This is a genomic window from Gottfriedia sp. S16(2024), from assembly GCF_050473765.1.
GTDB lineage: Bacteria > Bacillota > Bacilli > Bacillales > Bacillaceae_G > Gottfriedia.
This window is the reverse complement of sequence record NZ_JBFLUO010000001.1, coordinates 978,478-1,004,153: the sequence shown is the minus strand read 5'-3', so window position 1 is coordinate 1,004,153 and position 25,676 is coordinate 978,478. Positions and strand designations below refer to the sequence as shown.

Annotated in this window: 21 protein-coding genes, 2 tRNA genes, 2 rRNA genes and 2 riboswitches; of the genes, 20 read left to right on the top strand and 5 right to left on the bottom strand. The window is 35.9% G+C overall.

What is annotated here, in order from left to right; all coding sequences use genetic code 11:
- Window positions 1-127 precede the first annotated feature (127 nt).
- From AB1282_RS04605 to tsaD, 8 genes are all read left to right on the top strand, one after another.
- Window positions 128-3,065, top strand: a 23S ribosomal RNA gene (locus AB1282_RS04605).
- A gap of 57 nt (window positions 3,066-3,122) precedes the next feature.
- A 5S ribosomal RNA gene (gene rrf, locus AB1282_RS04600) occupies window positions 3,123-3,238 on the top strand.
- A gap of 36 nt (window positions 3,239-3,274) precedes the next feature.
- A tRNA-Met gene (locus AB1282_RS04595) sits at window positions 3,275-3,351 on the top strand.
- Window positions 3,352-3,355: 4 nt separating this feature from the next.
- Window positions 3,356-3,431 (top strand) — tRNA-Asp (locus AB1282_RS04590).
- A 402-nt stretch (window positions 3,432-3,833) separates the two neighbouring features.
- Complete coding sequence (tsaE, locus tag AB1282_RS04585; RefSeq protein ID WP_056470004.1) at window positions 3,834-4,301, top strand: tRNA (adenosine(37)-N6)-threonylcarbamoyltransferase complex ATPase subunit type 1 TsaE; 468 nt, start codon at window positions 3,834-3,836, stop codon at window positions 4,299-4,301.
- The gene (gene tsaB / locus AB1282_RS04580) at window positions 4,282-4,974 is read left to right on the top strand and encodes a tRNA (adenosine(37)-N6)-threonylcarbamoyltransferase complex dimerization subunit type 1 TsaB (RefSeq protein ID WP_390313263.1); all 693 of its coding nucleotides are present in this window, start codon (window positions 4,282-4,284) and stop codon (window positions 4,972-4,974) included. Before tsaE ends, tsaB begins: the two co-directional genes overlap by 20 nt.
- Before the next feature lie 9 nt (window positions 4,975-4,983).
- Window positions 4,984-5,436, top strand: coding sequence for a ribosomal protein S18-alanine N-acetyltransferase (gene rimI / locus AB1282_RS04575; protein ID WP_056470010.1), 453 nt, complete (start codon window positions 4,984-4,986; stop codon window positions 5,434-5,436).
- Window positions 5,433-6,455, top strand: coding sequence for a tRNA (adenosine(37)-N6)-threonylcarbamoyltransferase complex transferase subunit TsaD (tsaD, locus tag AB1282_RS04570; RefSeq protein WP_429898603.1), 1,023 nt, complete (start codon window positions 5,433-5,435; stop codon window positions 6,453-6,455). Before rimI ends, tsaD begins: the two co-directional genes overlap by 4 nt.
- 217 nt (window positions 6,456-6,672) lie before the next feature.
- Here tsaD and AB1282_RS04565 read toward each other — a convergent pair whose 3' ends face one another.
- Window positions 6,673-8,598: an ABC-F family ATP-binding cassette domain-containing protein gene (locus tag AB1282_RS04565; protein ID WP_390313259.1), complete on the bottom strand. Its 1,926-nt coding sequence runs from the start codon at window positions 8,596-8,598 to the stop codon at window positions 6,673-6,675.
- A 161-nt stretch (window positions 8,599-8,759) separates the two neighbouring features.
- Between AB1282_RS04565 and AB1282_RS04560 the strand changes: the two genes are divergently transcribed.
- Window positions 8,760-9,386 carry a redox-sensing transcriptional repressor Rex gene (locus tag AB1282_RS04560; protein ID WP_056470016.1) on the top strand — a complete coding sequence of 209 codons (627 nt, stop codon included), beginning with the start codon at window positions 8,760-8,762 and terminating at the stop codon, window positions 9,384-9,386.
- Between the two features lie 40 nt (window positions 9,387-9,426).
- Here AB1282_RS04560 and AB1282_RS04555 read toward each other — a convergent pair whose 3' ends face one another.
- Window positions 9,427-10,098 (bottom strand): CPBP family intramembrane glutamic endopeptidase, encoded by a 672-nt coding sequence (locus AB1282_RS04555; protein ID WP_429898600.1) that lies wholly within the window; start codon window positions 10,096-10,098, stop codon window positions 9,427-9,429.
- A 275-nt stretch (window positions 10,099-10,373) separates the two neighbouring features.
- Here AB1282_RS04555 and groES point away from each other — a divergent pair, with 275 nt between their 5' ends.
- From groES to AB1282_RS04540, 3 genes are all read left to right on the top strand, one after another.
- A complete protein-coding gene (groES, locus tag AB1282_RS04550) occupies window positions 10,374-10,658 on the top strand; it encodes a co-chaperone GroES (protein ID WP_056470021.1) in 285 nt (94 codons plus the stop codon).
- Between the two features lie 59 nt (window positions 10,659-10,717).
- Entirely contained in the window at window positions 10,718-12,343 is a 1,626-nt protein-coding gene (gene groL / locus AB1282_RS04545) for a chaperonin GroEL (RefSeq protein WP_390313256.1), read from the top strand.
- 241 nt (window positions 12,344-12,584) lie between these two features.
- Entirely contained in the window at window positions 12,585-12,815 is a 231-nt protein-coding gene (locus tag AB1282_RS04540) for a hemolysin XhlA family protein (protein WP_429901064.1), read from the top strand.
- A gap of 448 nt (window positions 12,816-13,263) precedes the next feature.
- Here AB1282_RS04540 and AB1282_RS04535 read toward each other — a convergent pair whose 3' ends face one another.
- On the bottom strand, window positions 13,264-14,115 hold the full coding sequence (locus AB1282_RS04535; RefSeq protein ID WP_429898598.1) for a hypothetical protein: 852 nt from the start codon (window positions 14,113-14,115) through the stop codon (window positions 13,264-13,266).
- A gap of 233 nt (window positions 14,116-14,348) precedes the next feature.
- On the opposite strand from AB1282_RS04535, the gene AB1282_RS04530 reads away from it, so the two are divergent.
- Together AB1282_RS04530 and AB1282_RS04525 are read left to right on the top strand one after the other, a co-directional pair.
- On the top strand, window positions 14,349-14,750 hold the full coding sequence (locus AB1282_RS04530; RefSeq protein ID WP_056470034.1) for a hypothetical protein: 402 nt from the start codon (window positions 14,349-14,351) through the stop codon (window positions 14,748-14,750).
- Window positions 14,751-14,907: 157 nt separating this feature from the next.
- Window positions 14,908-15,666 carry a peptidoglycan recognition protein family protein gene (locus AB1282_RS04525; protein ID WP_056470037.1) on the top strand — a complete coding sequence of 253 codons (759 nt, stop codon included), beginning with the start codon at window positions 14,908-14,910 and terminating at the stop codon, window positions 15,664-15,666.
- A gap of 62 nt (window positions 15,667-15,728) precedes the next feature.
- Here the strand turns inward: AB1282_RS04525 and AB1282_RS04520 are convergent, their stop codons facing one another.
- The gene (locus tag AB1282_RS04520) at window positions 15,729-16,049 is read right to left on the bottom strand and encodes a DMT family transporter (protein ID WP_056470039.1); all 321 of its coding nucleotides are present in this window, start codon (window positions 16,047-16,049) and stop codon (window positions 15,729-15,731) included.
- Between the two features lies 1 nt (window position 16,050).
- Window positions 16,051-16,398: a DMT family transporter gene (locus tag AB1282_RS04515; RefSeq protein ID WP_390313242.1), complete on the bottom strand. Its 348-nt coding sequence runs from the start codon at window positions 16,396-16,398 to the stop codon at window positions 16,051-16,053.
- Window positions 16,399-16,587: 189 nt separating this feature from the next.
- Window positions 16,588-16,690: riboswitch (purine riboswitch) on the top strand.
- Window positions 16,691-16,837: 147 nt separating this feature from the next.
- Between AB1282_RS04515 and guaA the strand changes: the two genes are divergently transcribed.
- From guaA to AB1282_RS04485, 6 genes are all read left to right on the top strand, one after another.
- A complete protein-coding gene (guaA, locus tag AB1282_RS04510) occupies window positions 16,838-18,373 on the top strand; it encodes a glutamine-hydrolyzing GMP synthase (protein WP_390313240.1) in 1,536 nt (511 codons plus the stop codon).
- 272 nt (window positions 18,374-18,645) lie between these two features.
- A riboswitch (purine riboswitch) is annotated at window positions 18,646-18,745 on the top strand.
- A 170-nt stretch (window positions 18,746-18,915) separates the two neighbouring features.
- Window positions 18,916-20,244, top strand: coding sequence for an NCS2 family permease (locus AB1282_RS04505; RefSeq protein ID WP_156339652.1), 1,329 nt, complete (start codon window positions 18,916-18,918; stop codon window positions 20,242-20,244).
- 112 nt (window positions 20,245-20,356) lie between these two features.
- Window positions 20,357-20,914 (top strand): glycerol-3-phosphate responsive antiterminator, encoded by a 558-nt coding sequence (locus tag AB1282_RS04500; RefSeq protein WP_056470051.1) that lies wholly within the window; start codon window positions 20,357-20,359, stop codon window positions 20,912-20,914.
- A 322-nt stretch (window positions 20,915-21,236) separates the two neighbouring features.
- A complete protein-coding gene (locus AB1282_RS04495; protein ID WP_429898595.1) occupies window positions 21,237-22,061 on the top strand; it encodes an MIP/aquaporin family protein in 825 nt (274 codons plus the stop codon).
- An 18-nt stretch (window positions 22,062-22,079) separates the two neighbouring features.
- The gene (gene glpK / locus AB1282_RS04490; protein WP_056470057.1) at window positions 22,080-23,570 is read left to right on the top strand and encodes a glycerol kinase GlpK; all 1,491 of its coding nucleotides are present in this window, start codon (window positions 22,080-22,082) and stop codon (window positions 23,568-23,570) included.
- 131 nt (window positions 23,571-23,701) lie between these two features.
- Entirely contained in the window at window positions 23,702-25,387 is a 1,686-nt protein-coding gene (locus AB1282_RS04485; RefSeq protein ID WP_056470059.1) for a glycerol-3-phosphate dehydrogenase/oxidase, read from the top strand.
- The last annotated feature ends 289 nt before the right edge of the window (window positions 25,388-25,676 follow it).

Genomic DNA, 25,676 nt, shown 5'->3' with positions numbered 1-25,676 from the left:
TTCATGTATGAAATGTTTCTTCATTGTTTTGTTTAGTTTTGAGAGTTCACTCTCAACTTTGTACCTTGAAAACTAGATAATGTCATTCATTAAACTGCGTAAGTTTAATTCAATTAGTTTTAAAATTAGTTAAGTTAGAAAGGGCGCACGGTGGATGCCTTGGCACTAGGAGTCGATGAAGGACGGGACTAACACCGATATGCTTCGGGGAGCTGTAAGTAAGCTTTGATCCGGAGATTTCCGAATGGGGAAACCCACTACTCGTAATGGAGTAGTATCTTTACCTGAATACATAGGGTACTGAGGACAGACCCAGGGAACTGAAACATCTAAGTACCTGGAGGAATAGAAAGCAATAGCGATTTCCTGAGTAGCGGCGAGCGAAACGGAAGATAGCCCAAACCAAGAGGCTTGCCTCTTGGGGTTGTAGGACACTCTATACGGAGTTACAAAGGAACGGGGTAAATGAAGCGACCTGGAAAGGTCCGTCAAAGAAGGTAAAAACCCTGTAGTTGAAACCTCGTTCCCTCTTGAGTGGATCCTGAGTACGGCGGAACACGTGAAATTCCGTCGGAATCTGGGAGGACCATCTCCCAAGGCTAAATACTACCTAGTGACCGATAGTGAACCAGTACCGTGAGGGAAAGGTGAAAAGCACCCCGGAAGGGGAGTGAAAGAGAACCTGAAACCGTGTGCTTACAAATAGTCAGAGCTCGTTAACGAGTGATGGCGTGCCTTTTGTAGAATGAACCGGCGAGTTACGATCCCGTGCAAGGTTAAGTTGAAGAGACGGAGCCGCAGCGAAAGCGAGTCTGAATAGGGCGATATAGTACGTGGTCGTAGACCCGAAACCGAGTGATCTACCCATGTCCAGGATGAAGTTCAGGTAACACTGAATGGAGGTCCGAACCCACGCACGTTGAAAAGTGCGGGGATGAGGTGTGGGTAGCGGAGAAATTCCAATCGAACTCGGAGATAGCTGGTTCTCCCCGAAATAGCTTTAGGGCTAGCCTTATGTGTTAGAGTCTTGGAGGTAGAGCACTGATTGGACTAGGGGCCCCCAACGGGTTACCGAATTCAGTCAAACTCCGAATGCCAATGACTTATCCATAGGAGTCAGACTACGAGTGATAAGATCCGTGGTCAAGAGGGAAACAGCCCAGACCGCCAGCTAAGGTCCCAAAGTATACGTTAAGTGGAAAAGGATGTGGAGTTGCTTAGACAACCAGGATGTTGGCTTAGAAGCAGCCACCATTTAAAGAGTGCGTAATAGCTCACTGGTCGAGTGACTCTGCGCCGAAAATGTAACGGGGCTAAACGTATCACCGAAGCTGCGGATTGATACCGTATGGTATCAGTGGTAGGGGAGCGTTCTAAGGGCGTTGAAGCTAGATCGTAAGGACTGGTGGAGCGCTTAGAAGTGAGAATGCCGGTATGAGTAGCGAAAGACGGGTGAGAATCCCGTCCACCGTATGCCTAAGGTTTCCTGGGGAAGGCTCGTCCTCCCAGGGTTAGTCAGGACCTAAGCCGAGGCCGAAAGGCGTAGGCGATGGACAACAGGTTGATATTCCTGTACCACCTCATTTCCGTTTGAGCAATGGAGGGACGCAGAAAGATAGGGTAAGCGCGCTGCTGGATATGCGCGTCCAAGCAATTAGGCTGATGTGTAGGCAAATCCGCACATCATAAGGCTGAGTTGTGATGGCGAGGGAAATATAGTACCGAAGTTCCTGATTCTACGCTGCCAAGAAAAGCTTCTAGCGAGGAAATAGGTGCCTGTACCGCAAACCGACACAGGTAGGCGAGGAGAGAATCCTAAGGTGAGCGAGAGAACTATGGTTAAGGAACTCGGCAAAATGACCCCGTAACTTCGGGAGAAGGGGTGCTCTTTTGGGTGTATGCCCGGGAGAGCCGCAGTGAAAAGGCCCAAGCGACTGTTTAGCAAAAACACAGGTCTCTGCGAAGCCGCAAGGCGAAGTATAGGGGCTGACGCCTGCCCGGTGCTGGAAGGTTAAGAGGAGGGGTTATCCCTTACGGGAGAAGCTCTGAATTGAAGCCCCAGTAAACGGCGGCCGTAACTATAACGGTCCTAAGGTAGCGAAATTCCTTGTCGGGTAAGTTCCGACCCGCACGAAAGGCGTAACGATTTGGGCACTGTCTCAACCATAGACTCGGTGAAATTATAGTACCTGTGAAGATGCAGGTTACCCGCGACAGGACGGAAAGACCCCGTGGAGCTTTACTGCAGCTTGATATTGAATTTTGGTACAGCTTGTACAGGATAGGTAGGAGCCTGAGAAGCCGGAGCGCTAGCTTCGGTGGAGGCGTCGGTGGGATACTACCCTGGCTGTATTGAAATTCTAACCTAGAGCCGTTATCCGGCTCGGAGACAGTGTCAGGTGGGCAGTTTGACTGGGGCGGTCGCCTCCTAAAGAGTAACGGAGGCGCCCAAAGGTTCCCTCAGAATGGTTGGAAATCATTCGAAGAGTGTAAAGGCATAAGGGAGCTTGACTGCGAGACCTACAAGTCGAGCAGGGACGAAAGTCGGGCTTAGTGATCCGGTGGTTCCGCATGGAAGGGCCATCGCTCAACGGATAAAAGCTACCCCGGGGATAACAGGCTTATCTCCCCCAAGAGTCCACATCGACGGGGAGGTTTGGCACCTCGATGTCGGCTCATCGCATCCTGGGGCTGTAGTCGGTCCCAAGGGTTGGGCTGTTCGCCCATTAAAGCGGTACGCGAGCTGGGTTCAGAACGTCGTGAGACAGTTCGGTCCCTATCCGTCGTGGGCGCAGGAAATTTGAGAGGAGCTGTCCTTAGTACGAGAGGACCGGGATGGACACACCGCTGGTGTACCAGTTGTTCTGCCAAGAGCATGGCTGGGTAGCTATGTGTGGAAGGGATAAGTGCTGAAAGCATCTAAGCATGAAGCCCCCCTCAAGATGAGATTTCCCATAGCGTTAAGCTAGTAAGACCCCTGAGAGACGATCAGGTTGATAGGTCAGAGGTGGAAGCGTGGTGACACGTGGAGCTGACTGATACTAATCGGTCGAGGACTTAACTAACAAGTTTGATAATGACATTATCTAGTTTTGAGGGTACGAAGTACAACTCAATACAAATCAGGTGATTATGGCAAAGAGGTCACACCCGTTCCCATACCGAACACGGCAGTTAAGCTCTTTTGCGTCGATGGTAGTTGGGGGTTTCCCCCTGTGAGAGTAGAACGTCGCCTGGTTTGGATTTTTATGGATATAAATTCATTTTACATTATCGCGGGGTGGAGCAGTCTGGTAGCTCGTCGGGCTCATAACCCGAAGGTCGCAGGTTCAAATCCTGTCCCCGCAACCAAAATGGTCCCGTGGTGTAGCGGTTAACATGCCTGCCTGTCACGCAGGAGATCGCCGGTTCGATCCCGGTCGGGACCGCCATACATACGATTCTTAAAACGAAACAAAAAATTGTTTCGTTTTTTTTATTATTTTTGAAATGAGTAATATATAATTAGATCTTATTTGTAAGATGATTACTTTTAACAATTATAATTGTTTGAAACAGAAGCAGACACAAGTAAAGACTGCTCAACTCAAACTTATTTGGGAAACGTGAGAAGGTAGAAACCATAAGGAGCTTATGCGACTAGAAGGCACTGGTACGATCTGCGAAAAGCGAGAGAAGTAACAAAATAGACGAATACAACCTAAATATAAATTTCAATAATTAATTTTAACTATTCAAAAGAATATTACTGTTTGACATCCGCTTAATGTTTTGAAATGATATAATATGGCAAAGTTAGAAATAGACGAGTTAGAATTTTGGTGGTGAAGTAATTGGAAATTGTTTTACATACAAATACTGAGGAAGAAACTCAAGAAATTGCATTTTTTCTCGGGCAACTAGTGCAACAAAAAGATGTAATATTATTAGAGGGAGACCTTGGTGCTGGAAAGACAACCTTTACAAAAGGTTTTGCTAAAGGTCTTGATGTAAAAAGAACGGTTAATAGCCCAACTTTTAATATTATTAAAGAATATAAAGGTAGAATTCCTCTATATCATATGGATGTTTATCGTTTAGAAGGTAGTAGTGAAGATTTAGGCTTTGATGAGTATTTTATGGGTGAAGGTGTTTGTGTTGTAGAATGGGCTCATTTAATTTCAGATTACTTACCAAATGAATTCTTAAAAATCATAATAACTCATGAAGAAAATGGTAGAATGATTACTTTTATTCCAAGTGGATCTAGGTATGAATTTATTTGTAAGGAGTTAATAAACAATGACCGTTTTAGCAATTGATACATCGACAAATGTTATGGGGATTAGTCTAATAAAAGATCAATCAGTTATTGGCGAAACGATAACATTTATTAATAAAAACCATTCTGTCCGATTAATGCCAGCAATTAGTACTTTAATGGAAGAATGCAATATAAAACCAAAGGAACTATCTAAAATAGTAGTTGCAAAAGGGCCAGGCTCTTATACAGGTGTACGTATTGGTGTCACTGTGGCTAAATCATTAGCTTTCACTTTAAATATTCCAATTATCGGTGTATCAAGTTTGAAGGTATTGGCTGCTAACGGGCGCTATTTTAATGGATTAGTTTGCCCATTATTTGATGCAAGACGTAATTTATTATTTACAGGTCTATATGATTTTAGAGGGCAGGTTACTAATGATGTATTAGAAGACTGCAATATTGACCGAAGTATCTGGATTGAAAAGCTTAAATCTTATAATGAACAAATCTTATTTATTGGTAATGATGTATCTATACATAAAGAGTTTATTATTGAGCATTTAAAAGATAAAGCTGTCTTTGCAAAAGAGAGTTTGAATAACCAAAGACCAAGTGAACTGTTTACATGTAGCTTAGAAGAAAAAGAAGAATCAGTTCATAATTTTGCACCAGAATATTTAAGATTATCAGAAGCAGAAGCTAATTGGCTAGCTAGCCAAGAAAAGTAGGAGGATAATATGATCTCATCGGTTGCTTTTCGTAAAATGAAAGAAGAAGATTTAGATCAAATAGTAGAAATTGAAAAACAATCATTCCCTACACCCTGGACATATGATGCTTTTTATAATGAATTATATTCAAATCAATTTGCCAATTATATAGTGGCTGAAGTTGATGAGAAAATAATTGGTTATTGTGGATTATGGGTGGTCATAGACGAAGGACATATTACAAATATAGCTATTTTGCCAGATTATAGGGGAGTAGGCCTTGGTGAAAAGTTACTTCGAGCGGTAATGGAAACTGCTAAAAATCTTGGAGCTGATACATTAACATTAGAAGTAAGAGTATCAAATCATGTAGCAAAAGGACTGTATCAAAAGCTAGGATTCCAAGATGGTGGTATTCGAAAAAGCTATTATACAGATAATTTTGAGGATGCATTAGTTATGTGGGTGAATTTGAAATGATAAATGAAAATTGTTTAATTCTTGCTATAGAGACAAGCTGTGATGAAACTTCAGCAGCAGTTGTTAAAAATGGAAATGAAATTTTAAGTAACGTAGTAGCTACTCAGATAGATATTCATAAACGTTTTGGTGGAGTTGTACCTGAAGTTGCATCACGATTGCATGTTGAGCAGATAACTTTGGTAATCGAAGAAGCTATGAAGCAAGCACAGGTAGAATATGAAGATCTAGCAGCCGTTGCTGTTACAGAAGGTCCAGGGCTTGTAGGAGCGTTACTAATTGGGGTAAATGCGGCAAAAGCAATTGCATTTGCACATGGATTACCGCTTATAGGAGTTCACCACATTGCTGGTCATATTTATGCTAATCAACTAGTACAGCCTCTGCAATATCCGCTATTAGCCTTAGTAGTTTCTGGTGGACATACTGAGCTTGTCTACATGAAGGAAGATGGCATCTTTGAGGTTATAGGTGAAACAAGGGATGATGCAGCAGGGGAAGCTTATGATAAGGTCGCTAGAACACTTAAATTACCTTATCCAGGTGGTCCTCACATTGATCGACTAGCGCAAGAAGGAAATGCAACTATTCCTTTTCCTAGAGCATGGTTAGAAGAGGGTAGCTATGATTTTAGTTTTAGTGGATTAAAGTCAGCAGTTATTAATTATATGCATAATGCTGAACAAAGAGGCGAGGAAGTATCACCAGCTGATGTCGCAGCAAGCTTCCAAGAGAGTGTAATTGAAGTAATTGTTTCAAAAACAATTCAAGCTGCAAAAGAATATAACGTTAAACAAGTTTTATTAGCCGGCGGAGTGGCAGCTAATAAAGGGTTGAGAGCTACATTACAAAACGAGATGAATGCTTTGAGTAATATAGAATTAGTTATACCACCACTATCACTTTGTACTGATAATGCTGCAATGATTGGCGCTGCTGCATTTATCCGTTTAAAACAAGGAAAACTAGGTAATTTGGCATTAAACGGGAATCCAGGCTTGGATTTAGAGAATATGTAAGAAGTACTTATTCACAGTTTTTTTATAAAATGTGGATAAGTACTTTTTATTTGTTAAAAACTTATTAAACTATGTGAACAAAAATGTGAATAACATTGCTGTATATCTGTGGATAATGTGTATAAACCTGTGTAAAAGCTAAATTGTAATTGAATATATGTGGATAAATATGTAGATAAGTAAAAACGGATAGCAAAAAGCATATCCGTTTAATCAATTATTCTTGTAAGTTCTCCCATTCTTCCATTAGGTCTATTAACTTAGCTTCGAAATCATTTTTCTTATTTGTTAATTCCTGTACTAATTGAAAATCACCGTAAACTTCTGGCTTACATAATTCTAGTTCGATCGTCTCTATATCAAGCTCATACTGAGATATATTACTTTCAATTTCCTCTATACGTCGCTGAGTTTGACGAAGTTTTTTCTTTAATTCTTTGTCTTGTTGATAATCAGAAATTGGCTGAGAGGATTGTTTAACTTGTGTTAATGTAGCCTCCTTTTCTGCTTGTTCTTTTTCGAATGCTTCGTTTTTCTTAAATTGGTAATAGTCATAATCACCCAAATAAATTGATAATCCTGCTTTTGCTAGTTCAAAAGTTTTTGTGGATAATCTGTTCATAAAGTAACGATCATGAGAAACGAATAAAATTGTTCCAGGGTAATCTAACAAAGCATTTTCTAATACTTCTTTACTATCTAAATCTAAGTGGTTAGTAGGCTCATCAAGAATTAGAAAATTAGCTTTTTTCATCATAAGTTTAGCCAATGCTAATCTTGCCTTTTCTCCACCACTTAAAGAGGTAACATTTTTAGTTACATCATCTCCAGAAAATAAAAAGTTCCCTAATATTGTCCGAATTTCTTGTTCGGGCTTTAATGGATAATCATCCCAAAGTTCGTCTAATACTCTCTTATTGGAAGTTAGTTTTGCTTGCTCTTGATCATAGTAACCAACCGAAACATTTGCCCCAAAATCAATCGTTCCCTGTAATTTTTCTAAGTCTCCAATAATCGTTTTAAGTAATGTCGATTTACCAACACCATTTGGACCGACTAATGCGACACTATCGCCTCGATTTAGTACGAATTTCATTGTCTGATCAATTGTTGGGATCCGGTCATAGCCAATAAATAAATCTTGTACAGACAACACATCATTACCGCTTTGTTTTTCAATTGAAAATGAAAAATTAGCTGAAGATTCATCTCCAAGTGGCTTGTCTAATCGTACCATTCGATCTAATTGTTTTCTTCGACTTTGGGCTCTTTTTGTAGTTGAAGCACGCGCAATATTACGCTGCACAAAATCTTCAAGTTTATTGATTTCCTCTTGTTGTTTTTCGAACTGTTTTAACTCTTGTTCATATTGAGCTGCCTTTAGATCAAGATACTTACTATAATTACCAACAAAACGTTGATGCTTATGATTAGATATTTCATAAACAATATTAACAACTTGATCAAGGAAATATCGATCGTGGGAAACGATTAATACTGCACCAGGATATGACTGTAAGTAGCGCTCTAACCAACTAAGAGTGTCAATATCCAAATGGTTAGTAGGCTCATCCAGAATTAACAAATCAGGCTTCGTCAATAATAGCTTACCTAATGCCAGTCTTGTCTTTTGTCCGCCGCTTAACGAAGAAATTTTTGTTTCGTAATCTTCATTACTAAAACCTAAACCACTAATAATTGAACGAATATCTGCTTCAAACTGGTAACCACCGTTTTCTTTGAAAGTATATTGAAGATGATCATATTCATTCATAACCTTGTCATAAACGGCTTGGTTAGAATAAACATCCTCTCTTGTCATTTTAACTTCTAATTTTCTCATATTGTCTTGCATCTCTACTAAATGATTGAAAACAGAATAATATTCTTCCCAAATCGTTTGATCGCTTTGTAAACCAGTGTTTTGGGCAAGGTAGCCTACAGTAACATCTTTAGGTTTATTTATTTCACCGCCATCATAGGATATTTCACCTGCTATGATTTTCAGTAATGTAGATTTTCCAGCACCATTACGTCCAACAATGGCAACTCGATCACTCGTTTGAACTTCTAATTTTATATTTGAAAGTATAATGTCACTACCAAAATACTTTGAGACATTATTTACTTGTAAAAGAATCATGGATAACACCTCATTGCAAAATTTTTTATCTATGTAACTGTAGACTGTCAAAATTCTTAAATATAGTGTATATTTTACATTAGAACAAGTACTTTATTACTAAAATAAAGTCAAATTACACACCATAGTAAAAAGAATTACAGTAAGTGGGGGATTAAAAAATGGATTCGGAACAAATTAAAATTCCACAAGCTACTGCTAAACGTCTACCTTTATATTACCGTTTTATAAAGAATTTGTCTTTATCAGGTAAACAAAGAGTTTCTTCAGCAGAGTTAAGTGAAGCAGTAAAGGTAGATTCCGCTACAATCAGAAGAGATTTTTCTTATTTTGGAGCACTCGGTAAAAAAGGTTATGGCTATAACGTAAATTATTTATTAACTTTTTTCTCGAAAGCGCTTAACCAACATGAAGTTATGAAAGTTGCATTAATTGGTGTTGGTAATTTAGGAACTGCATTCTTACACTATAATTTTATAAAAAATAATAATACTAAAATTGAGATGGCATTTGATATTGATCCAAATAAAATTGGTACTGAAATAGGTGGAGTACCCGTTTATAATCTAGATAATCTAGAGGACGTTATGAATGAAGATATTCAAATCGTTATATTAACTGTTCCTGCACCTGTGGCTCAATCAATAGCTGATCGATTAAATGGAAAAAATATTAGAGGAATTTTAAATTTCACACCTGCCCGAATTAGTGTACCAGAACATATTCGCATTCATCATATAGACCTAGCAGTTGAACTGCAAACATTGGCATATTTTTTACAACAATAAATTCATATTAAAATAAAAACCCCCAAAAATTTGGGGGTTTTTAATGTAAATTGATCTGCTGAAAAACGACAAAAGAGTTCATTAACATATGTGTTAAGATTGGAACCATAATTGAGTTTGTTCGTTTATACAGGTAACAAAATACAAAACCGATTAGAAAGTAAGATAAGAAGAAGGGTATGTCTCCGTGCATAAGCGAAAAAATCGCTGAACTAATCCCTGCAGAAATAATAAATGGTAAACGATTATAAAGTCTTTTAAAAATGATTCGACGAAAAATAATCTCTTCTAAAATTGGTGCAACTAGACTTGGGATGATAATAAAAGCTGGATTAAGCTTAGCAATGTTTATGATATTCTGAGTATTTTCTGAGCCTTTATGTAAATCAAATACATAAATTAAAATTAAATTACAAACAATTTGAGTTAGCATTGTTATGAAGTAACCTAAAATAACCCAATTGATTATTGTACGATAATTAGTTTTTAGATTCTTTATTCCTTCATAAATGGGCTTATGTAATAAGATAAGTATAATAATTAACCCAGTTACGAAACTAATACAACCCCATAATGCCACCGCTTCAAGAGAAGCTGTTTTCTGATCCACTCCAACGTATAAGTTACTATTTAATAAATAGGGCACCCCAATAACCGCTGAATACTGAAGAACGACATACGTTAATAAAATCCACAAATCTCTAGTTTTCAATACGATAGCTCCTTTGTGTTGATATTTTTCATAACTCAAAGGTTTATAACAACACGTACATTATTTTACGCGTTTCTTTTGTTTCTTAAAAGAAATTTTCACTTTTTATTTTACTTTTGATTGTAAAGAAAAAAACTTATTAAATTTCGACAAGAAAAGTGCCTGCTTCGGACTTGCAAAATTTTTTGATATTATTTAAACTAATAATTGTGTTAGCACTCAATATACATGAGTGCTAAAAAATAATGATTTGATTATTGAGGAGGTATTTACACATGTTAAAGCCATTAGGTGATCGTGTTGTAATTGAGCTTGTTGAGTCTGAAGAAAAAACTGCTAGTGGTATCGTGTTACCAGGTAGTGCACAAGAAAAGCCACAAGAAGGCAAAGTTGTTGCAGTAGGTACTGGTCGAGTACTTGAAAATGGTGAGCGCGTTGCTTTAGAAGTATCTGTAGGTGACCGCATTATCTTCTCTAAATATTCAGGAACAGAAGTTAAGTACGGTGGTACTGAATACTTAGTACTTCGCGAAAACGATATTCTTGCAATCTTAGGTTAATAAAATAAAAATACTTAAATTAAAAAATATACTTTTTATATTATAAGGAGGTCATTTTCATGGCAAAGGACATTAGATTTGGTGAAGAAGCACGTCGCGCAATGTTACGTGGTGTAGACGCTTTAGCTGATGCTGTAAAAGTAACTTTAGGACCAAAAGGACGTAATGTAGTACTTGAGAAAAAATTCGGTTCTCCATTAATTACAAATGATGGTGTTACAATCGCTAAAGAAATCGAATTAGAAGATGCATTTGAAAATATGGGTGCAAAATTAGTTGCAGAAGTTGCTAGCAAAACAAATGATGTTGCTGGGGACGGTACAACAACTGCGACAGTTTTAGCGCAAGCTATGATTCGTGAAGGTCTTAAAAACGTAACTGCTGGTGCAAACCCAATGGGTATCCGTAAAGGGATCGAAAAAGCAGTTGCTGCAGCAATCGAAGAATTAAAAACAATCTCAAAACCAATTGAAGGTAAAGAGTCAATCGCACAAGTTGCTGCAATTTCTTCAGCGGATCCAGAAGTTGGACAATTAATTGCTGAAGCAATGGAGCGCGTTGGTAACGATGGAGTTATTACTCTTGAAGAATCAAAAGGTTTCACTACTGAGTTAGAAGTAGTAGAAGGTATGCAATTTGACCGTGGATACTCTTCTCCATATATGGTTACAAATTCAGAGAAAATGGTTGCTGAATTAGAAAACCCATATATTTTAATCACAGATAAAAAAGTAACAAACATTCAAGAAATCTTACCAGTACTTGAGCAAGTTGTTCAACAAGGTAAACCACTATTAATCATTGCTGAAGACGTTGAGGGTGAAGCACAAGCAACAATCATCGTAAATAAATTACGTGGTACTTTCAATGCAGTTACTGTTAAAGCTCCTGGCTTCGGTGACCGTCGTAAAGCAATGTTAGAAGATATCGCGATCTTAACTGGCGGTGAAGTGATTACAGAAGAATTAGGATTAGATCTTAAAACAACGAACATCACTCAATTAGGTCGTGCTTCAAAAGTTGTAGTAACAAAAGAAAACACTACAATCGTTGAAGGTGCTGGTGAAACTGAAGCAATCCAAAGACGTATCGGCGTAATCCGTGCTCAATTAGAAGAAACTACTTCTGAATTTGATCGCGAAAAATTACAAGAGCGTTTAGCTAAATTAGCTGGTGGTGTAGCAGTAATCAAAGTTGGTGCTGCAACTGAAACTGAATTAAAAGAGCGTAAATTACGTATTGAAGATGCATTAAACTCTACTCGTGCTGCAGTTGAAGAAGGTATTGTAGCTGGTGGTGGTACTGCATTAATGAGCGTATACAATAAAGTAGCTTCAATCGAAGCAGAAGGTGACGTAGCAACAGGTATTAACATCGTATTACGTGCACTTGAAGCTCCAGTTCGTCAAATCGCTACAAATGCTGGTCTAGAAGGATCAGTAATTATCGAGAAATTAAAAAGTGCGGAAGTTGGCGTTGGTTTCAATGCTGCTAACGGACAATGGGTAAACATGATCGAAGAAGGAATCGTTGACCCAACTAAAGTTACACGTTCTGCACTTCAAAACGCAGCATCTGTTTCAGCAATGTTCTTAACAACTGAAGCAGTAGTAGCTGACATCCCTGAGAAAAATGCTCCTGCAATGCCTGACATGGGCATGGGCGGAATGGGCGGCATGATGTAATAAAGAAAAAACCCTTGAGAAATCAAGGGTTTTTTTTCGTCTAAAATCTTAAAAATCTTAAAAAGCTTAATCAAAATAGCCCTGGTCTTGCAAAAAAAGTAAGTAATTAAAAGCCAATTTAGTTAGTGATTCCATATTAAGGTTTTCTTACGAAAGTTTTTATTACCTTCGTACTATTTTTCATTAACAAATATAGTATTACTGAATATATTAAGTAGGACAAGCTACTAGAAATGAGGGGATATGGATAGATGAAATAAAAGAATTACAGGAAAAAATAGCAGAAATTAAAGAGCGTTTGGCAGTGGCAGAGAGTACGATTGTAAAGATTGAACAAAAAATTGAGAGAATTGAAAGTAACACAAGTTGGACTGTACGTTTAATTATTGGAGCAATTATTATGGCAGTTTTAAGAATCATCCTAAAAGGTAACATTTTAGAGATTTATTATAAAAGACCGTACTTATATTAGACTTCATTTCACAGTAATATTGCTAGTAAAGATCGTGAAATTAAGTAAAAAACCTGGTACTTTTATAGGTTTTTTATTTTTATGATTCGATTATTTACTATTGGAGTAGTCGATAATGAGAATAGCTAAACTAATCCTTTTAAACTGGTAATAGAATGGAGATATTGGATTAAATAAGACTTAGGTTTTATTGACTATAGATTTGTTTAAATATGTATAGTAAATTTGATAAAAGCAGCAAATCTGCGATGCGATATTACGAATAGATCAAATAATTTTTTAAGGATGATTTAGATGAATTTTGGTTTATATAGAGGATGCCTTTTTGGTCTCTTATTTTCTATACCATTTTGGTTGATCATATTATGGTTTATATTTAGATAGAAAATAAAAAGCCCCTTCATGTAAAAAGCTACTAATACATTAAAAGGGGTGGATCAGTATTTTTTTAAACGATAAAGTCATGGAATATAGGTTCAATTAATTCTCCGCTATTTAATTGACCTCTACTTTTTATCACACATCGAACTAATGGCTCTACATAAATATAATTTTTGTCTTCTCCAGTTTTTATATGCTTCGTTAGACTAAAGAATGCTGTTTTTTGGCCAGTATTCATCCCAAACTCTACGATCCCTACATTTACATACTCATCATTTTTTAATTCCGAGATTAATAATCCCATTCCTTGTTTTTTATAGCCTGTAATATAGTAATTACTATATCTCCAGTTAATAATTTTTAACCAATTTAGTGAACGATGTGCTGGTATATAAGTGGAATCTTTTGATTTAGCTACTATACCTTCGAGTCCGAGAGTTTTAATTTGCTCAAAAAACATCTTACCTTCTGACTCGATATAAAAACTTTTTTTAATTGATTCTTGATCAACTAGAGTTTCTGAAAGGATTTTTTTTCGATAAGATAAAGGTTCTTTCATTAAGTTATTATTTTTAAGGCGTAAAATATCAAAAACGATATATATTAATGGAAATTCTTTGCTTCCTTGTAATATTTTGTATTCTTGAATAAAACTTACTCGATTGGTAACTGCTTCAAAATCCTCTCGGCCTTCATTATAACAAACTAAAACACCGTCTAAGTAACAATCATCTAATTCGATATTTTCGAGTTCAGGGATTCTCTCCGTAATCTCGGTACCATTTCGATTAAAAAGTTTATTCTTTCCATTTTGCCTTTCAAGCATCATTCGAACACCATTTGATTTCAATTCAAAATAATGTTGATCAGAGTCAAATGGCTTATCAGCATTCTGTAATAGCATTGGCTCAATAAACATTTTTCATTTCGCTATCATGATTGTTGCTTTTTTAGCATAATCAAGATTCCTTTCTTTTTTATTTGAGATATATAAATAACTTAAATATTTTTGTTTTCTTATATAGCAATAATTCATTCTATTTTTTGTCTTCCACTTGTTAATGTACTTTTATTTCTTATGTATTTCAAGTCATAACTCGTCTAATTTCACAATAAGATAAATTATCTTCTTATGAAAAGTGGTGTTATGAAATGGGGAGGAAAAATAATTTCAAAATTACGGAACCGATGTTGAACGAGTACTATGATTTGAGTCAAAAAAAGAAAGATATTGAAAATCAGTTAGAAGAATTACAAAAGATTTTTCATGGATATTTTGATCATCAAGTTGGAATGAATGAAAAAGGTGAACTAATTATTAATAATTTAAAACTTGAACGAATCATAAGAAAAAAAGAGAAATTTAATGAGGAGGAGACAATTAATAAATTAGAAGAACTAAACCTGTCTGATTTAATACAAATTGTAAGAAAACCAGATGGAGATAAAATCAAGTCTGCTATTAATTTGGGATTGTTAAAAGAGAAGGATTTAGATGGCTGTATATCGGTTAATTCATCACAAGCCATTTATGTTAAACCACTAAAAAAGTAAGTATATAACTTATTTTTATCATCATCCAAGAGAGTATCTAATACTCTCTTTTTATATGTAACGAATTTTATCTTCCAGAATACTGTATTAATAAACATGTCCAAGTATTCGAAAGAAGGTTGTTTGGACATGCCAATATTGCAAAGGAGTGCTAATTTTGGCAACTTGGAGAAATGATTTTATTTCGATGAACAAGTATACGAGGCCGTCAATAAAGTTGAAAGAAGTTAAAAAAATTGTGCTACATTGGACAGCCAATCCGGGGGCAAGTGCACAAAGTCACCAAAGGTATTTTAACGGTATAGCGATAAAAAATAAAACATATGCATCTGCTCATATATTTGTTGATTCGAAAGAGGCAATCTGTATTATTCCGCTTGATGAAGTAGCTTATCATGCAAATGATCATTATGAAAGAAATAGTAATGGTGGTGTATATAGAGGAGTGGATGAACTTGCTCCGAACGCAAATAAGCTTTCAATCGGTGTAGAAATGTGTCTCGAAAAGGATGGTACTATTTCACAATATACATTAACACGTACGATCAGAGTAATTGCTGAATTGTGTAAGATGTTTAAATTAAATGCAAATGACATTGTGAGACATTATGACATAACCCATAAGCCATGTCCAAAAACCTTCATAGACTACCCCGATCGATTTAACGAGTTTAAAGCACAAGTGAATGCGATCTTAAATCCCCCGAAAACCCAAACAGACTCAATTCCATACCCTGGTATTTTAAAAGAAGGATCTAGAGGTGAATCTGTAAAAAAGGTTCAACAAAAACTTAAAATAACGGCAGATGGAATTTTTGGACCAGTTACTGAAAATGCAGTTAAAACATTTCAAGCAAATAATGGACTAGTTGTCGATGGAATTGTTGGAAAAAACACTTGGGGCAAGCTGTTTTAAAAGACAATATGACATAATTCCTAAATAAAAAATCCCCAATTCGTTGTCGAATAGGGATTTTTTTAATGAGGTGAGATAATTTTTAAACCAATAACGGATCCAATTACTAAGGTGATAAATAATAGTCGTTTCCATTCTCGTGATTCATTAAAGAACAACATGCCAATTAAAACAGAACCAGCGGCACCTATACCAGTCCAAATTGTATAACCTGTACCAACGGGTATAACCTTTAAGGCCTTTGATAATAAGTAAAAACTAGTCCATCCAGATAGAATACACAAAATGGAGTAGTTAAGTTTTTTAAAATTATTTGATAGCTTCATAAAAATGACAAAGCCAACTTCACCCAAACCCGCAATAAATAAAAATAACCAAGCCATTTTATGCTGCATCTCCTTTTTCTGCTTTTTTATCACCTGAAGTTAATTTTAAGCCAATAATTCCAGATAATAATGTAATTACAAGTATAACTTTTAAGATAGAGGCTGATTCATTTAAAAATAACATTCCTATAATAACTGTCCCAGCGGCGCCAATCCCTGTGAAAACTGCGTAAGCGGTACCGATTGGAATATCTCTTATTGCTTTTGAAAATAAATAAAAGCTGAACAAGATCCCAGCTATCGTTAAAATTGTTGGTAACAAATTTGTAAATCCTTCTGAGTATTTTAGTCCAAATGCCCAAGCAATTTCGGAAATTCCCGCTATAACTAAGTAAATCCAACTCATAAAAAATCTCCCCCTTATAGCAGACTAGATAAATGTTTTTATTCTGTAAACTACCTACCGTTCGTTAGTTAAAAGATACACTATAATCTTATTCATGACAAGTTGGAACGTTTACACAAAAATTTATTTTTTTTATGCAATGAAATACCTTGACCGAAAAATTATACATTGTTAGAATGAGACAATAATACAATATTCGTCATTATTCTTCATATATCCTCGACAATATGGGTCGAGAGTCTCTACCGGGGCGCCGTAACATGCCCTGACTATGAAGGCAGTCTGACTTTGTTTAATTTTAAGTCTGATTTTCTGCCTTCTTATACGCATTTTTCGTATGTAAAAAGAGGAGAAAGTCGGCTTTTTTTATTTTTTTTGGGAAAAATAGTATCAGTTTAACTGATACGTTAATTCAATATATATAGATGGGGTGACCGTTTTGCAACAACATGACACAATTGTAGTACTAGATTTTGGAAGTCAATATAACCAACTTATAGCACGTCGTATCCGTGAGTTTGGCGTTTATAGTGAATTACGTCCTCATACAATAACTGCAGAGGAAATTAAGCAAATGGGCGCAAAAGGGATCGTTTTCTCTGGCGGACCAAATAGCGTATATGGTGAAAATGCTTTTTTCTGTGATGAAGCAATTTTTGATTTAGAAATTCCAATCTTAGGTATTTGTTACGGAATGCAGTTAATGACGCAACATTTTGGTGGAACGGTAGCTAGAGCTGACCAACGTGAATATGGTAAAGCTGAATTAAACATTCAAAATCCGTCTGCTTTATTAAAAGACCTACCATCAGACCATGTAGTTTGGATGAGCCATGGTGATAAAGTAATTCAACAACCAGAAGGATTCGTTGTAGATGCAACTAGTGCTTCTTGTCCGATCGCAGCAATGAGTAATGAAGCTAAAAAAATGTATGGAGTACAATTCCATCCAGAAGTTCGTCACTCTGAATATGGAAATGATCTATTAAAGAATTTCGTATTCAATATTTGCGAATGTGAAGCAAACTGGTCAATGAAAAACTACATTGAAGTTGAACTTGAAAATATTCGTAATACTGTTGGCGACAAAAAAGTACTTTGTGCACTTAGCGGTGGTGTTGATTCTTCAGTAGTTGCAGTATTAATTCACAAAGCAATTGGTGATCAATTAACATGTATCTTCGTTGACCACGGTTTATTACGTAAAGATGAAGCTGAAGGCGTTATGAAGACGTTTAGCGAAGGTTTCAACATGAACGTAATTAAAGTAGATGCTAGAGAGCGCTTCTTAAGTAAACTTGCTGGCGTTTCTGATCCAGAACAAAAACGTAAAATTATCGGTAATGAATTCATCTATGTGTTTGATGATGAGGCAGATAAATTAGAAGGTATGGATTTCTTAGCTCAAGGAACTCTTTATACAGATATTATCGAGAGCGGTACGGCTACAGCTCAAACAATCAAATCACATCATAATGTAGGTGGATTACCTGAAGACATGCAATTCACGTTAATCGAGCCTTTAAGTTCATTATTTAAAGACGAAGTACGTGCAGTAGGTACTGAACTAGGAATTCCAGATGCAATCGTTTGGAGACAACCATTCCCAGGACCAGGTCTAGGAATTCGTGTATTAGGCGAAATTACTGATCAAAAACTTGAAATCGTTCGTGAATCAGATGCAATTTTACGTGAAGAAATTGCTTTAGCTGGTTTAGATAAAGAAATTTGGCAATATTTCACGGTATTACCTGACATCCGTAGTGTTGGCGTAATGGGTGATGAGCGTACGTATGATTACACTGTGGGTATTCGTGCAGTTACATCGATCGATGGAATGACTGCTGACTGGGCACGTATTGATTGGGATGTACTTCAAAAAATCTCAACTCGTATTGTAAACGAAGTTAAACATGTAAACCGTATAGTTTATGATGTAACTAGTAAGCCACCTGCAACGATTGAGTGGGAATAATAAGTGAAAGCCATAAACCCTTGTTATTAGGGTTTATGGCTTTTTTTTGTTGAAACTTGTCATAAATTGAACGTTTTATAGTACAATAGTTATTATAATTTACTGTTAATTAAACGTTTTATTTGACTAAAATGGGTATTTCCAAATGATGAAGTTTAATTGAATAACTAAAATATGGTAAAAGCGAACGAAAACGGATATTTTATAAAAAATGTTCGTTTTTTTGTTGACACTAATTAAAACTGAATGTAATATAAGGATATAAATTAAATAAATTATTTGTCATAACTTGTCGTATAGGCTAGTAAATATGGACTAGCGTCTCTACCCGCCACCGTAAAATGGCGGACTACGAAGTAATGATTTCTGAATGTTATTAACCTACTATCTTGCTATTATTCTACTATTCTAGGGTTAATAAGTTCAGAATGAAACTGCTCGTGATAGGCGCTTTTACCATTGTGTAAAAGTGCCTTTTCTATTTTAAACAATAGAGACCGACTTTTAAGACTAAAACTTAGGAGGATCACATGAAAGAACGCATCAGTAATTATTTTGAGTTCAACAAGTTAGGCACATCATATCGTCAAGAAACAATTGCTGGTTTAACTACATTCTTAGCAATGGCTTATATTCTATTTGTAAATCCATCGATTTTATCATTATCAGATATAAAGGATTTCCCAGAAGCTTTAAGAATGAATAAAGAGGCAATCTTTGTAGCTACATCTTTAGCTGCAGCATATGGATCGATTTTAATGGGTATATATGCGAAATATCCAATTGCTTTAGCACCAGGTATGGGATTAAATGCATTCTTTGCTTTTAACGTAGTTCTTGGGATGGGTATTCCATGGCAAACGGCATTAGCTGGCGTATTCGTATCAGGTATTATCTTTATCATTCTTTCATTAACTGGTCTTCGTGAACAAATTATAAATGCAATCCCAATTGAATTAAAATTAGCAATTGGTAGCGGTATTGGATTCTTTGTAACATTTGTCGGTTTAAAAAACTCAGGTATTATCGTAAGTAACCCGGCGACATTCGTTTCACTTGGTAAATTAAATGAACCAGCTGTTTTATTAACGATTTTCGGTTTAGTTATTACAGTAGTTTTAATGGCTAGAAAAGTAAAAGCTGGTGTATTTTTAGGAATGATCATCACAGCAATCGCAGGTATGATTTTTGGAATTATCGACTTACCATCTTCAGTTGTTGGTCCAGTACCAAGTATTGCTCCAACATTCGGTCAAGCAATTAAACATATTCCAGATGTTTTCTCTTCAGGTAAAATGTTTGCTGTAGTCTTAACTTTCTTTATCGTAGATTTCTTTGATGCAACAGGAACATTAGTAGCAGTAGCTAACCAAGCTGGTTTATTAAAAGAGAACAAGCTTGAAAGAGCAGGTAAAGCATTAATGGTTGATGCAACAGCAGTTGTAGTTGGTTCAACTTTAGGTACAAGTACTACTACTTCTTATATTGAGTCAACTGCTGGTGTAGCTGCTGGCGGACGTACAGGATTCTCTGCAGTAGTTACTGGTATCTTATTCTTACTAGCATTATTCTTCGCACCACTTTTAGGAGTAGTAACTGCAGCGGTAACTTCACCTGCATTAATCGTAGTCGGAGTTTTAATGGTTTCATCAATTGGTCAAATTGATTGGAAAAAGTTCGAAATTGCTGTTCCAGCATTCTTTACAATTATTGCAATGCCATTAACATATAGTATTGCAACAGGGATTGCGGTTGGTTTCATTTTCTACCCGATTTCAATGATCGCTGCTGGAAAAACGAAAAAAATCCATCCAGTAATGTATATATTGTTTGTAGTCTTCCTATTATTCCTAGCGTATTTCAGAGAGTAGAACCTAAGTTAAAAAAGAGTCTGTACAAAGAAAATTCTTTCATTGTACAGGCTTTTTCTTTTTTTTAAAATTGTGTACTATAAAAGTAAAAAATTCTATAGGGGTAATATTGATGGATTTTCATGAACAAAAAATTCTACCAGCGGTTAGAAAAATAAAGGATTTAGAAAAATTATTAACTACTTCGTATAAATCTATTGTTATTCTTGATATTCATATCGGTCAATTGAAAAGTGTAGTTTCTCTTGCTAAGCAACATGGAAAGAAAGTATTTTTACATGTCGACCTTATACATGGTTTACAAAGTGATGGGCATGCAGCGGAATTTCTTTGTCAAGAATACAAGCCAGATGGATTACTTTCTACAAAATCCAATGTTATTTTAAAGGCTAAGCAAAAAGGGGTTATTGCCATCCAACGGATCTTTTTGATTGATTCTGGAGCAATGGAAAAAAGTTTAGTGTTATTAGAAAAAACAAAGCCTGATTACATTGAAGTGTTACCAGGAGCGCTAACGAATGTTATTGCAGAGGTAAAAGAAAGAACTGGTATACCTATTTTAGCTGGTGGATTTATTAGAACTGTTGAAGATGTGGAAGCAGCTTTGAATGCTGGTGCTACAGCAATTACAACATCGGATAAAGACTTGTGGAAAAAATTTCTAAAGTAATGGCAAAAATGTGAATAATTCTGTTGACACCGCTTTCAATTGAGGTTAGCATAAAAGACAAGTTAATAAACGTGACGGAGAAATGAAGAGATCCACAATTAATAGTTTCTATTTGTTAATAGAAACTGATTGATTGTGGGTCTTTTTGTTTTTAGGCTCAGTTAATAGGTGGTATGCAATAATATCATACTTATTGTCTCGATACTTTTTTATTAAATCAACAGCTTATATTAACTGAGTTATTTTAAAAAGAATGGCCATTCAATTTATTTACGATCACGAGAAAACTTAATCTTAAACAGAATGTGGATGGAGTGAAATTATGTCAGCATTTTTAGGGGAATTAATTGGAACTGCTTTGCTAATTGTTTTAGGTGGAGGAGTTTGTGCAGGTGTAAGTTTAAAAAGATCATTTGCTAAGGATTCAGGTTGGATTGTAATAACTCTAGGATGGGGTTTAGCAGTTGCAATATCTGTTTATGCAGTAGGTAGTATTAGTGGAGCACATTTAAATCCAGCAGTAACATTAGGATTAGCTTTTAAAGGCTCATTTCCATGGAGTCAAGTACCCAAATACATTGCAGCACAAATGATTGGTGCGATGATTGGAGCAACAATTGTCTATTTACATTACTTACCGCATTGGAAAGAAACAGAAGATCCAGGAACCAAATTAGGTGTATTTGCAACAGGTCCTGCTATACCTAATACATTTGCAAATCTTTTAAGTGAATTGATTGGAACGTTCATCTTAGTGTTTGGTATTTTAGCAATTGGTTCAAATAAATTTGCAGATGGTTTAAACCCTTTTATCGTAGGGTTCTTAATTGTTAGCATTGGTTTATCATTAGGTGGAACGACTGGTTATGCAATCAATCCAGCTCGTGATTTAGGGCCTCGCATTGCACACTTTTTATTACCTATTCCCGGTAAAGGAGGTTCGAATTGGAAATATGCATGGATTCCAGTTGTTGGACCAGTATTAGGAGGATCACTTGCAGGATTATTCTATCAGATTATTTTTGAAGGTAAGTATAACTCTGCAATTATTTATGTAGTAATTGTAACGGTTGGTATTTTAATAGTTTCTTATTTGACAAGTAAAAAGAGTCAAAGTCATACAAATAATAGAAAAGTAGTAGCTTAATGAGGAGATGGAACGATTATGAATAAATACATTCTTTCTTTAGATCAAGGTACAACAAGTTCTCGTGCAATTCTATTTAATAAAGATGGAAAAATAGTTCATGTTGCACAAAAAGAATTTACACAGCATTTTCCAAAACCAGGATGGGTTGAGCATAATGCGCAAGAAATTTGGGGATCAATTTTAGCTGTCATTGCTACTTGTTTAAGTGAAGCAGATGTAAAACCTGAGCAAATTGCAGGTATAGGTATTACAAATCAGCGTGAAACAACGGTTGTGTGGGACAAAACAACTGGAAGGCCAATCTATAATGCGATCGTATGGCAATCACGTCAAACGAGTGAGATATGTGACGATTTAAAAGAGAAAGGCCATGGAGAGGTTGTGCATGAAAAAACAGGTCTTTTAATTGATGCCTATTTTTCTGGAACAAAAGTTAAGTGGATTCTAGATAATGTTGAAGGTGCAAGAGAAAAAGCAGACCGTGGTGAATTATTATTTGGAACAATTGATACTTGGCTTGTTTGGAAATTATCTGGCGGTAATGTACATGTTACGGATTATTCAAATGCATCACGTACATTAATGTATAACATTCATGAATTAAGATGGGATGATGAACTACTTGAAATACTAACAGTACCAAAAAGCATGCTTCCAGAAGTACGATCCTCTTCTGAAGTATATGGTCATACTGTTGATTACCATTTCTTTGGTCAAAATGTACCAATTGCCGGGATAGCTGGTGACCAACAAGCTGCGTTATTTGGTCAAGCTTGCTTTGGTGAAGGAATGGCGAAAAATACTTATGGTACTGGTTGTTTTATGTTAATGAATACTGGTGAAAAAGCGGTGAAATCTAATCATGGCTTATTAACAACAATTGCATGGGGACTAAATGGAAAAGTTGAATATGCTTTAGAAGGAAGTATTTTTGTAGCAGGTTCTGCTATTCAATGGTTACGTGATGGTATGCGCATGTTTAAAGATGCTAGTAATAGTGAAGAATATGCCACTAGGGTTGAATCTACAGATGGAGTTTATATCGTACCTGCATTTGTTGGTCTAGGTACTCCATACTGGGATAGTGAAGTACGCGGAGCAGTTTTTGGATTAACTCGAGGAACAACGAAGGAACATTTTATTCGTGCAACACTAGAAGCATTAGCTTATCAAACAAAAGATGTTTTATGTGCAATGGAAGCTGATTCAGGTATTGAACTAAAAACTTTACGTGTGGATGGGGGAGCCGTTAAGAACAATTTCTTAATGCAATTCCAAAGCGATCTATTAGATGTCCCAGTTGAACGTCCTGAAGTAAATGAAACAACAGCTTTAGGTGCAGCTTATTTAGCAGGTTTAGCTGTTGGTTATTGGGAAAATCAAGAAACAATCTCCAAACAATGGAATATGGATAAGAGATTTAAACCAGAAATGCAAGATGAAAAAAGAGAAGAACTATACAGTGGTTGGAAAAAAGCAATCGAAGCAACAAAAGCTTTTAAATAATATAGTATAGTGTTAAAATAGAAACAAGTTAATATTTCGGTAGGAGATTTAGAGAGACCACAACATGCTATAGAAGAAATTCTATAGTAATGTTTGTGGTCTCTTTTTTTCGTATTTAAGGAGGAAAAGCCATGAAATTTTCAGGTGCACTACGAAAAGATGTCTTAAAAACAGTAAATAAAAGAGAATTAGATGTAATTGTAATCGGTGGAGGTATTACTGGAGCTGGTATTGCATTAGACGCTACTACACGTGGATTATCAACAATCGTATTTGAAATGCATGACTTTGCAGCAGGTACATCTAGTCGTTCAACTAAGCTTGTACATGGTGGATTAAGATACTTAAAACAATTAGAAGTAAAAATGGTAGCAGAAGTTGGGAAAGAACGTGCAATTGTATACGAAAATGGTCCACATGTAACAACTCCAGAATGGATGTTATTACCTTTCCATAAAGGTGGCACATTTGGTGCTTTTAGTACATCAATAGGATTAAGAATTTATGATTTCCTAGCTGGTGTAAAAAGAAGTGAACGGAGAAAAATGTTTAATCGTGAACAAACGATCGAAAAAGAGCCACTTGTAAAACAAGAAGGGTTAAAAGGCGGGGGATACTATGTAGAGTACCGCACAGATGATGCTCGTCTAACAATTGAGGTGATGAAAGAAGCGATCGCTCATGGGGCGAAAGCAGTGAACTACGCTAAAGTAGATGGTTTCTTATATAAAGATGGTAAAGTTTGCGGTGTAATTGTCGTTGATTTATTAGACGGTGAAGTGTATGAAGTATACGGTAAAAAAATTGTAAATGCAGCGGGACCATGGGTTGATTCGCTACGTGAAATGGATCATTCAAAGAGAGGAAAAGTATTACAGCTATCTAAAGGTGTTCATTTAGTTATTGACCATAGTCGGTTCCCGCTAGGTCAAGCAATCTATTTTGATACGCCAGACGGACGTATGGTATTTGCGATTCCTCGAGATGGAAAGACATATGTTGGTACAACAGATACATTTTATAATGAAGATGCTGCAAAACCACTAATGACGAATGAAGATTGTAACTATATTATTAATGCAATCAACTATATGTTTCCAACATTAAACATCTCGGAAACGGATATAGAATCAAGTTGGGCAGGGGTACGTCCGTTAATATATGAAGAAGGGAAAAGTGCATCTGAAATTTCACGCAAAGATGAAATTTGGACTTCAAATTCTGGATTAATTACAATTGCTGGTGGAAAGTTAACGGGATATCGAAAAATGGCCGAAACGGTAATCGACTATGTAACTGAATTACTAAAAAAGGAAGGACACAATTCTAACTATATAAAAAGTAAGACAAAACATATGCCGATCTCTGGTGGACATGTAGGTGGGGCATCACAATTTTCTAAATATATTTCTGAAAAAACCAAAGAAGGAATCAAGTATGATTTGTCGGAAAATCAAGCTGAACGTTTTACAAAATTTTATGGATCCAATGTTGATACGCTATTTCAGTTAGCAAGTCAGCACAGATTAGTGGCATATCAATATAATTTACCCATAGATGTCTTCGTACCACTTTTATATGCAATAGACTTTGAGATGGTTGTAAAACCAGTCGACTTTTTTATACGTCGTACTGGTGCACTGTTTTTTAATATTCATTGGGTATATGAATGGAAGGACGCAGTAATTGAATTTATGTCAATAAAGCTAGAGTGGAGTAAGGAACAAAAAGCAAAATACACTACTGAGTTAGATCAAGCGTTAGTAGAAGCAGTAAAGTCAATTGAAAAATTAAAGAAGAATGCAACATTAGCATAAGAATCAAAGGATGCTTCAATAATGAAGCATCCTTTGATTAGTTATATTAAAGTGAATACAGTCACCATTGTTAATAAAGAGTTCAATCAAATGGAACATTCTGAATAATAATACTTTTATTTTAGTATTGTAATTAATTCAAATAGCTGATATATTATTCTATGTTGTCCCAAACGAGGGAAAACAAACGAAATAAAAAATCAAAAAACATTTAAAAAGTTGTTGACTAAAACAAGACTTAAATGATATGATTTATAAGTCGCTTCTGAGCGACGAAGTGAACTTTGAA

Excerpts from the sequence above, each read along its gene's own strand:
- tsaB (WP_390313263.1), top strand. The coding sequence starts at position 4,282 with ATGACCGTTTTAGCAATTGATACATCGACAAATGTTATGGGGATTAGT.
- rimI (WP_056470010.1), top strand. The coding sequence starts at position 4,984 with ATGATCTCATCGGTTGCTTTTCGTAAAATGAAAGAAGAAGATTTAGAT.
- tsaD (WP_429898603.1), top strand. The coding sequence starts at position 5,433 with ATGATAAATGAAAATTGTTTAATTCTTGCTATAGAGACAAGCTGTGAT.
- AB1282_RS04565 (WP_390313259.1), bottom strand. The coding sequence starts at position 8,598 with ATGATTCTTTTACAAGTAAATAATGTCTCAAAGTATTTTGGTAGTGAC.
- AB1282_RS04560 (WP_056470016.1), top strand. The coding sequence starts at position 8,760 with ATGGATTCGGAACAAATTAAAATTCCACAAGCTACTGCTAAACGTCTA.
- groES (WP_056470021.1), top strand. The coding sequence starts at position 10,374 with ATGTTAAAGCCATTAGGTGATCGTGTTGTAATTGAGCTTGTTGAGTCT.
- groL (WP_390313256.1), top strand. The coding sequence starts at position 10,718 with ATGGCAAAGGACATTAGATTTGGTGAAGAAGCACGTCGCGCAATGTTA.
- AB1282_RS04535 (WP_429898598.1), bottom strand. The coding sequence starts at position 14,115 with ATGTTTATTGAGCCAATGCTATTACAGAATGCTGATAAGCCATTTGAC.
- AB1282_RS04530 (WP_056470034.1), top strand. The coding sequence starts at position 14,349 with ATGGGGAGGAAAAATAATTTCAAAATTACGGAACCGATGTTGAACGAG.
- AB1282_RS04520 (WP_056470039.1), bottom strand. The coding sequence starts at position 16,049 with ATGGCTTGGTTATTTTTATTTATTGCGGGTTTGGGTGAAGTTGGCTTT.
- AB1282_RS04515 (WP_390313242.1), bottom strand. The coding sequence starts at position 16,398 with ATGAGTTGGATTTACTTAGTTATAGCGGGAATTTCCGAAATTGCTTGG.
- AB1282_RS04500 (WP_056470051.1), top strand. The coding sequence starts at position 20,357 with ATGGATTTTCATGAACAAAAAATTCTACCAGCGGTTAGAAAAATAAAG.
- AB1282_RS04495 (WP_429898595.1), top strand. The coding sequence starts at position 21,237 with ATGTCAGCATTTTTAGGGGAATTAATTGGAACTGCTTTGCTAATTGTT.
- glpK (WP_056470057.1), top strand. The coding sequence starts at position 22,080 with ATGAATAAATACATTCTTTCTTTAGATCAAGGTACAACAAGTTCTCGT.
- AB1282_RS04485 (WP_056470059.1), top strand. The coding sequence starts at position 23,702 with ATGAAATTTTCAGGTGCACTACGAAAAGATGTCTTAAAAACAGTAAAT.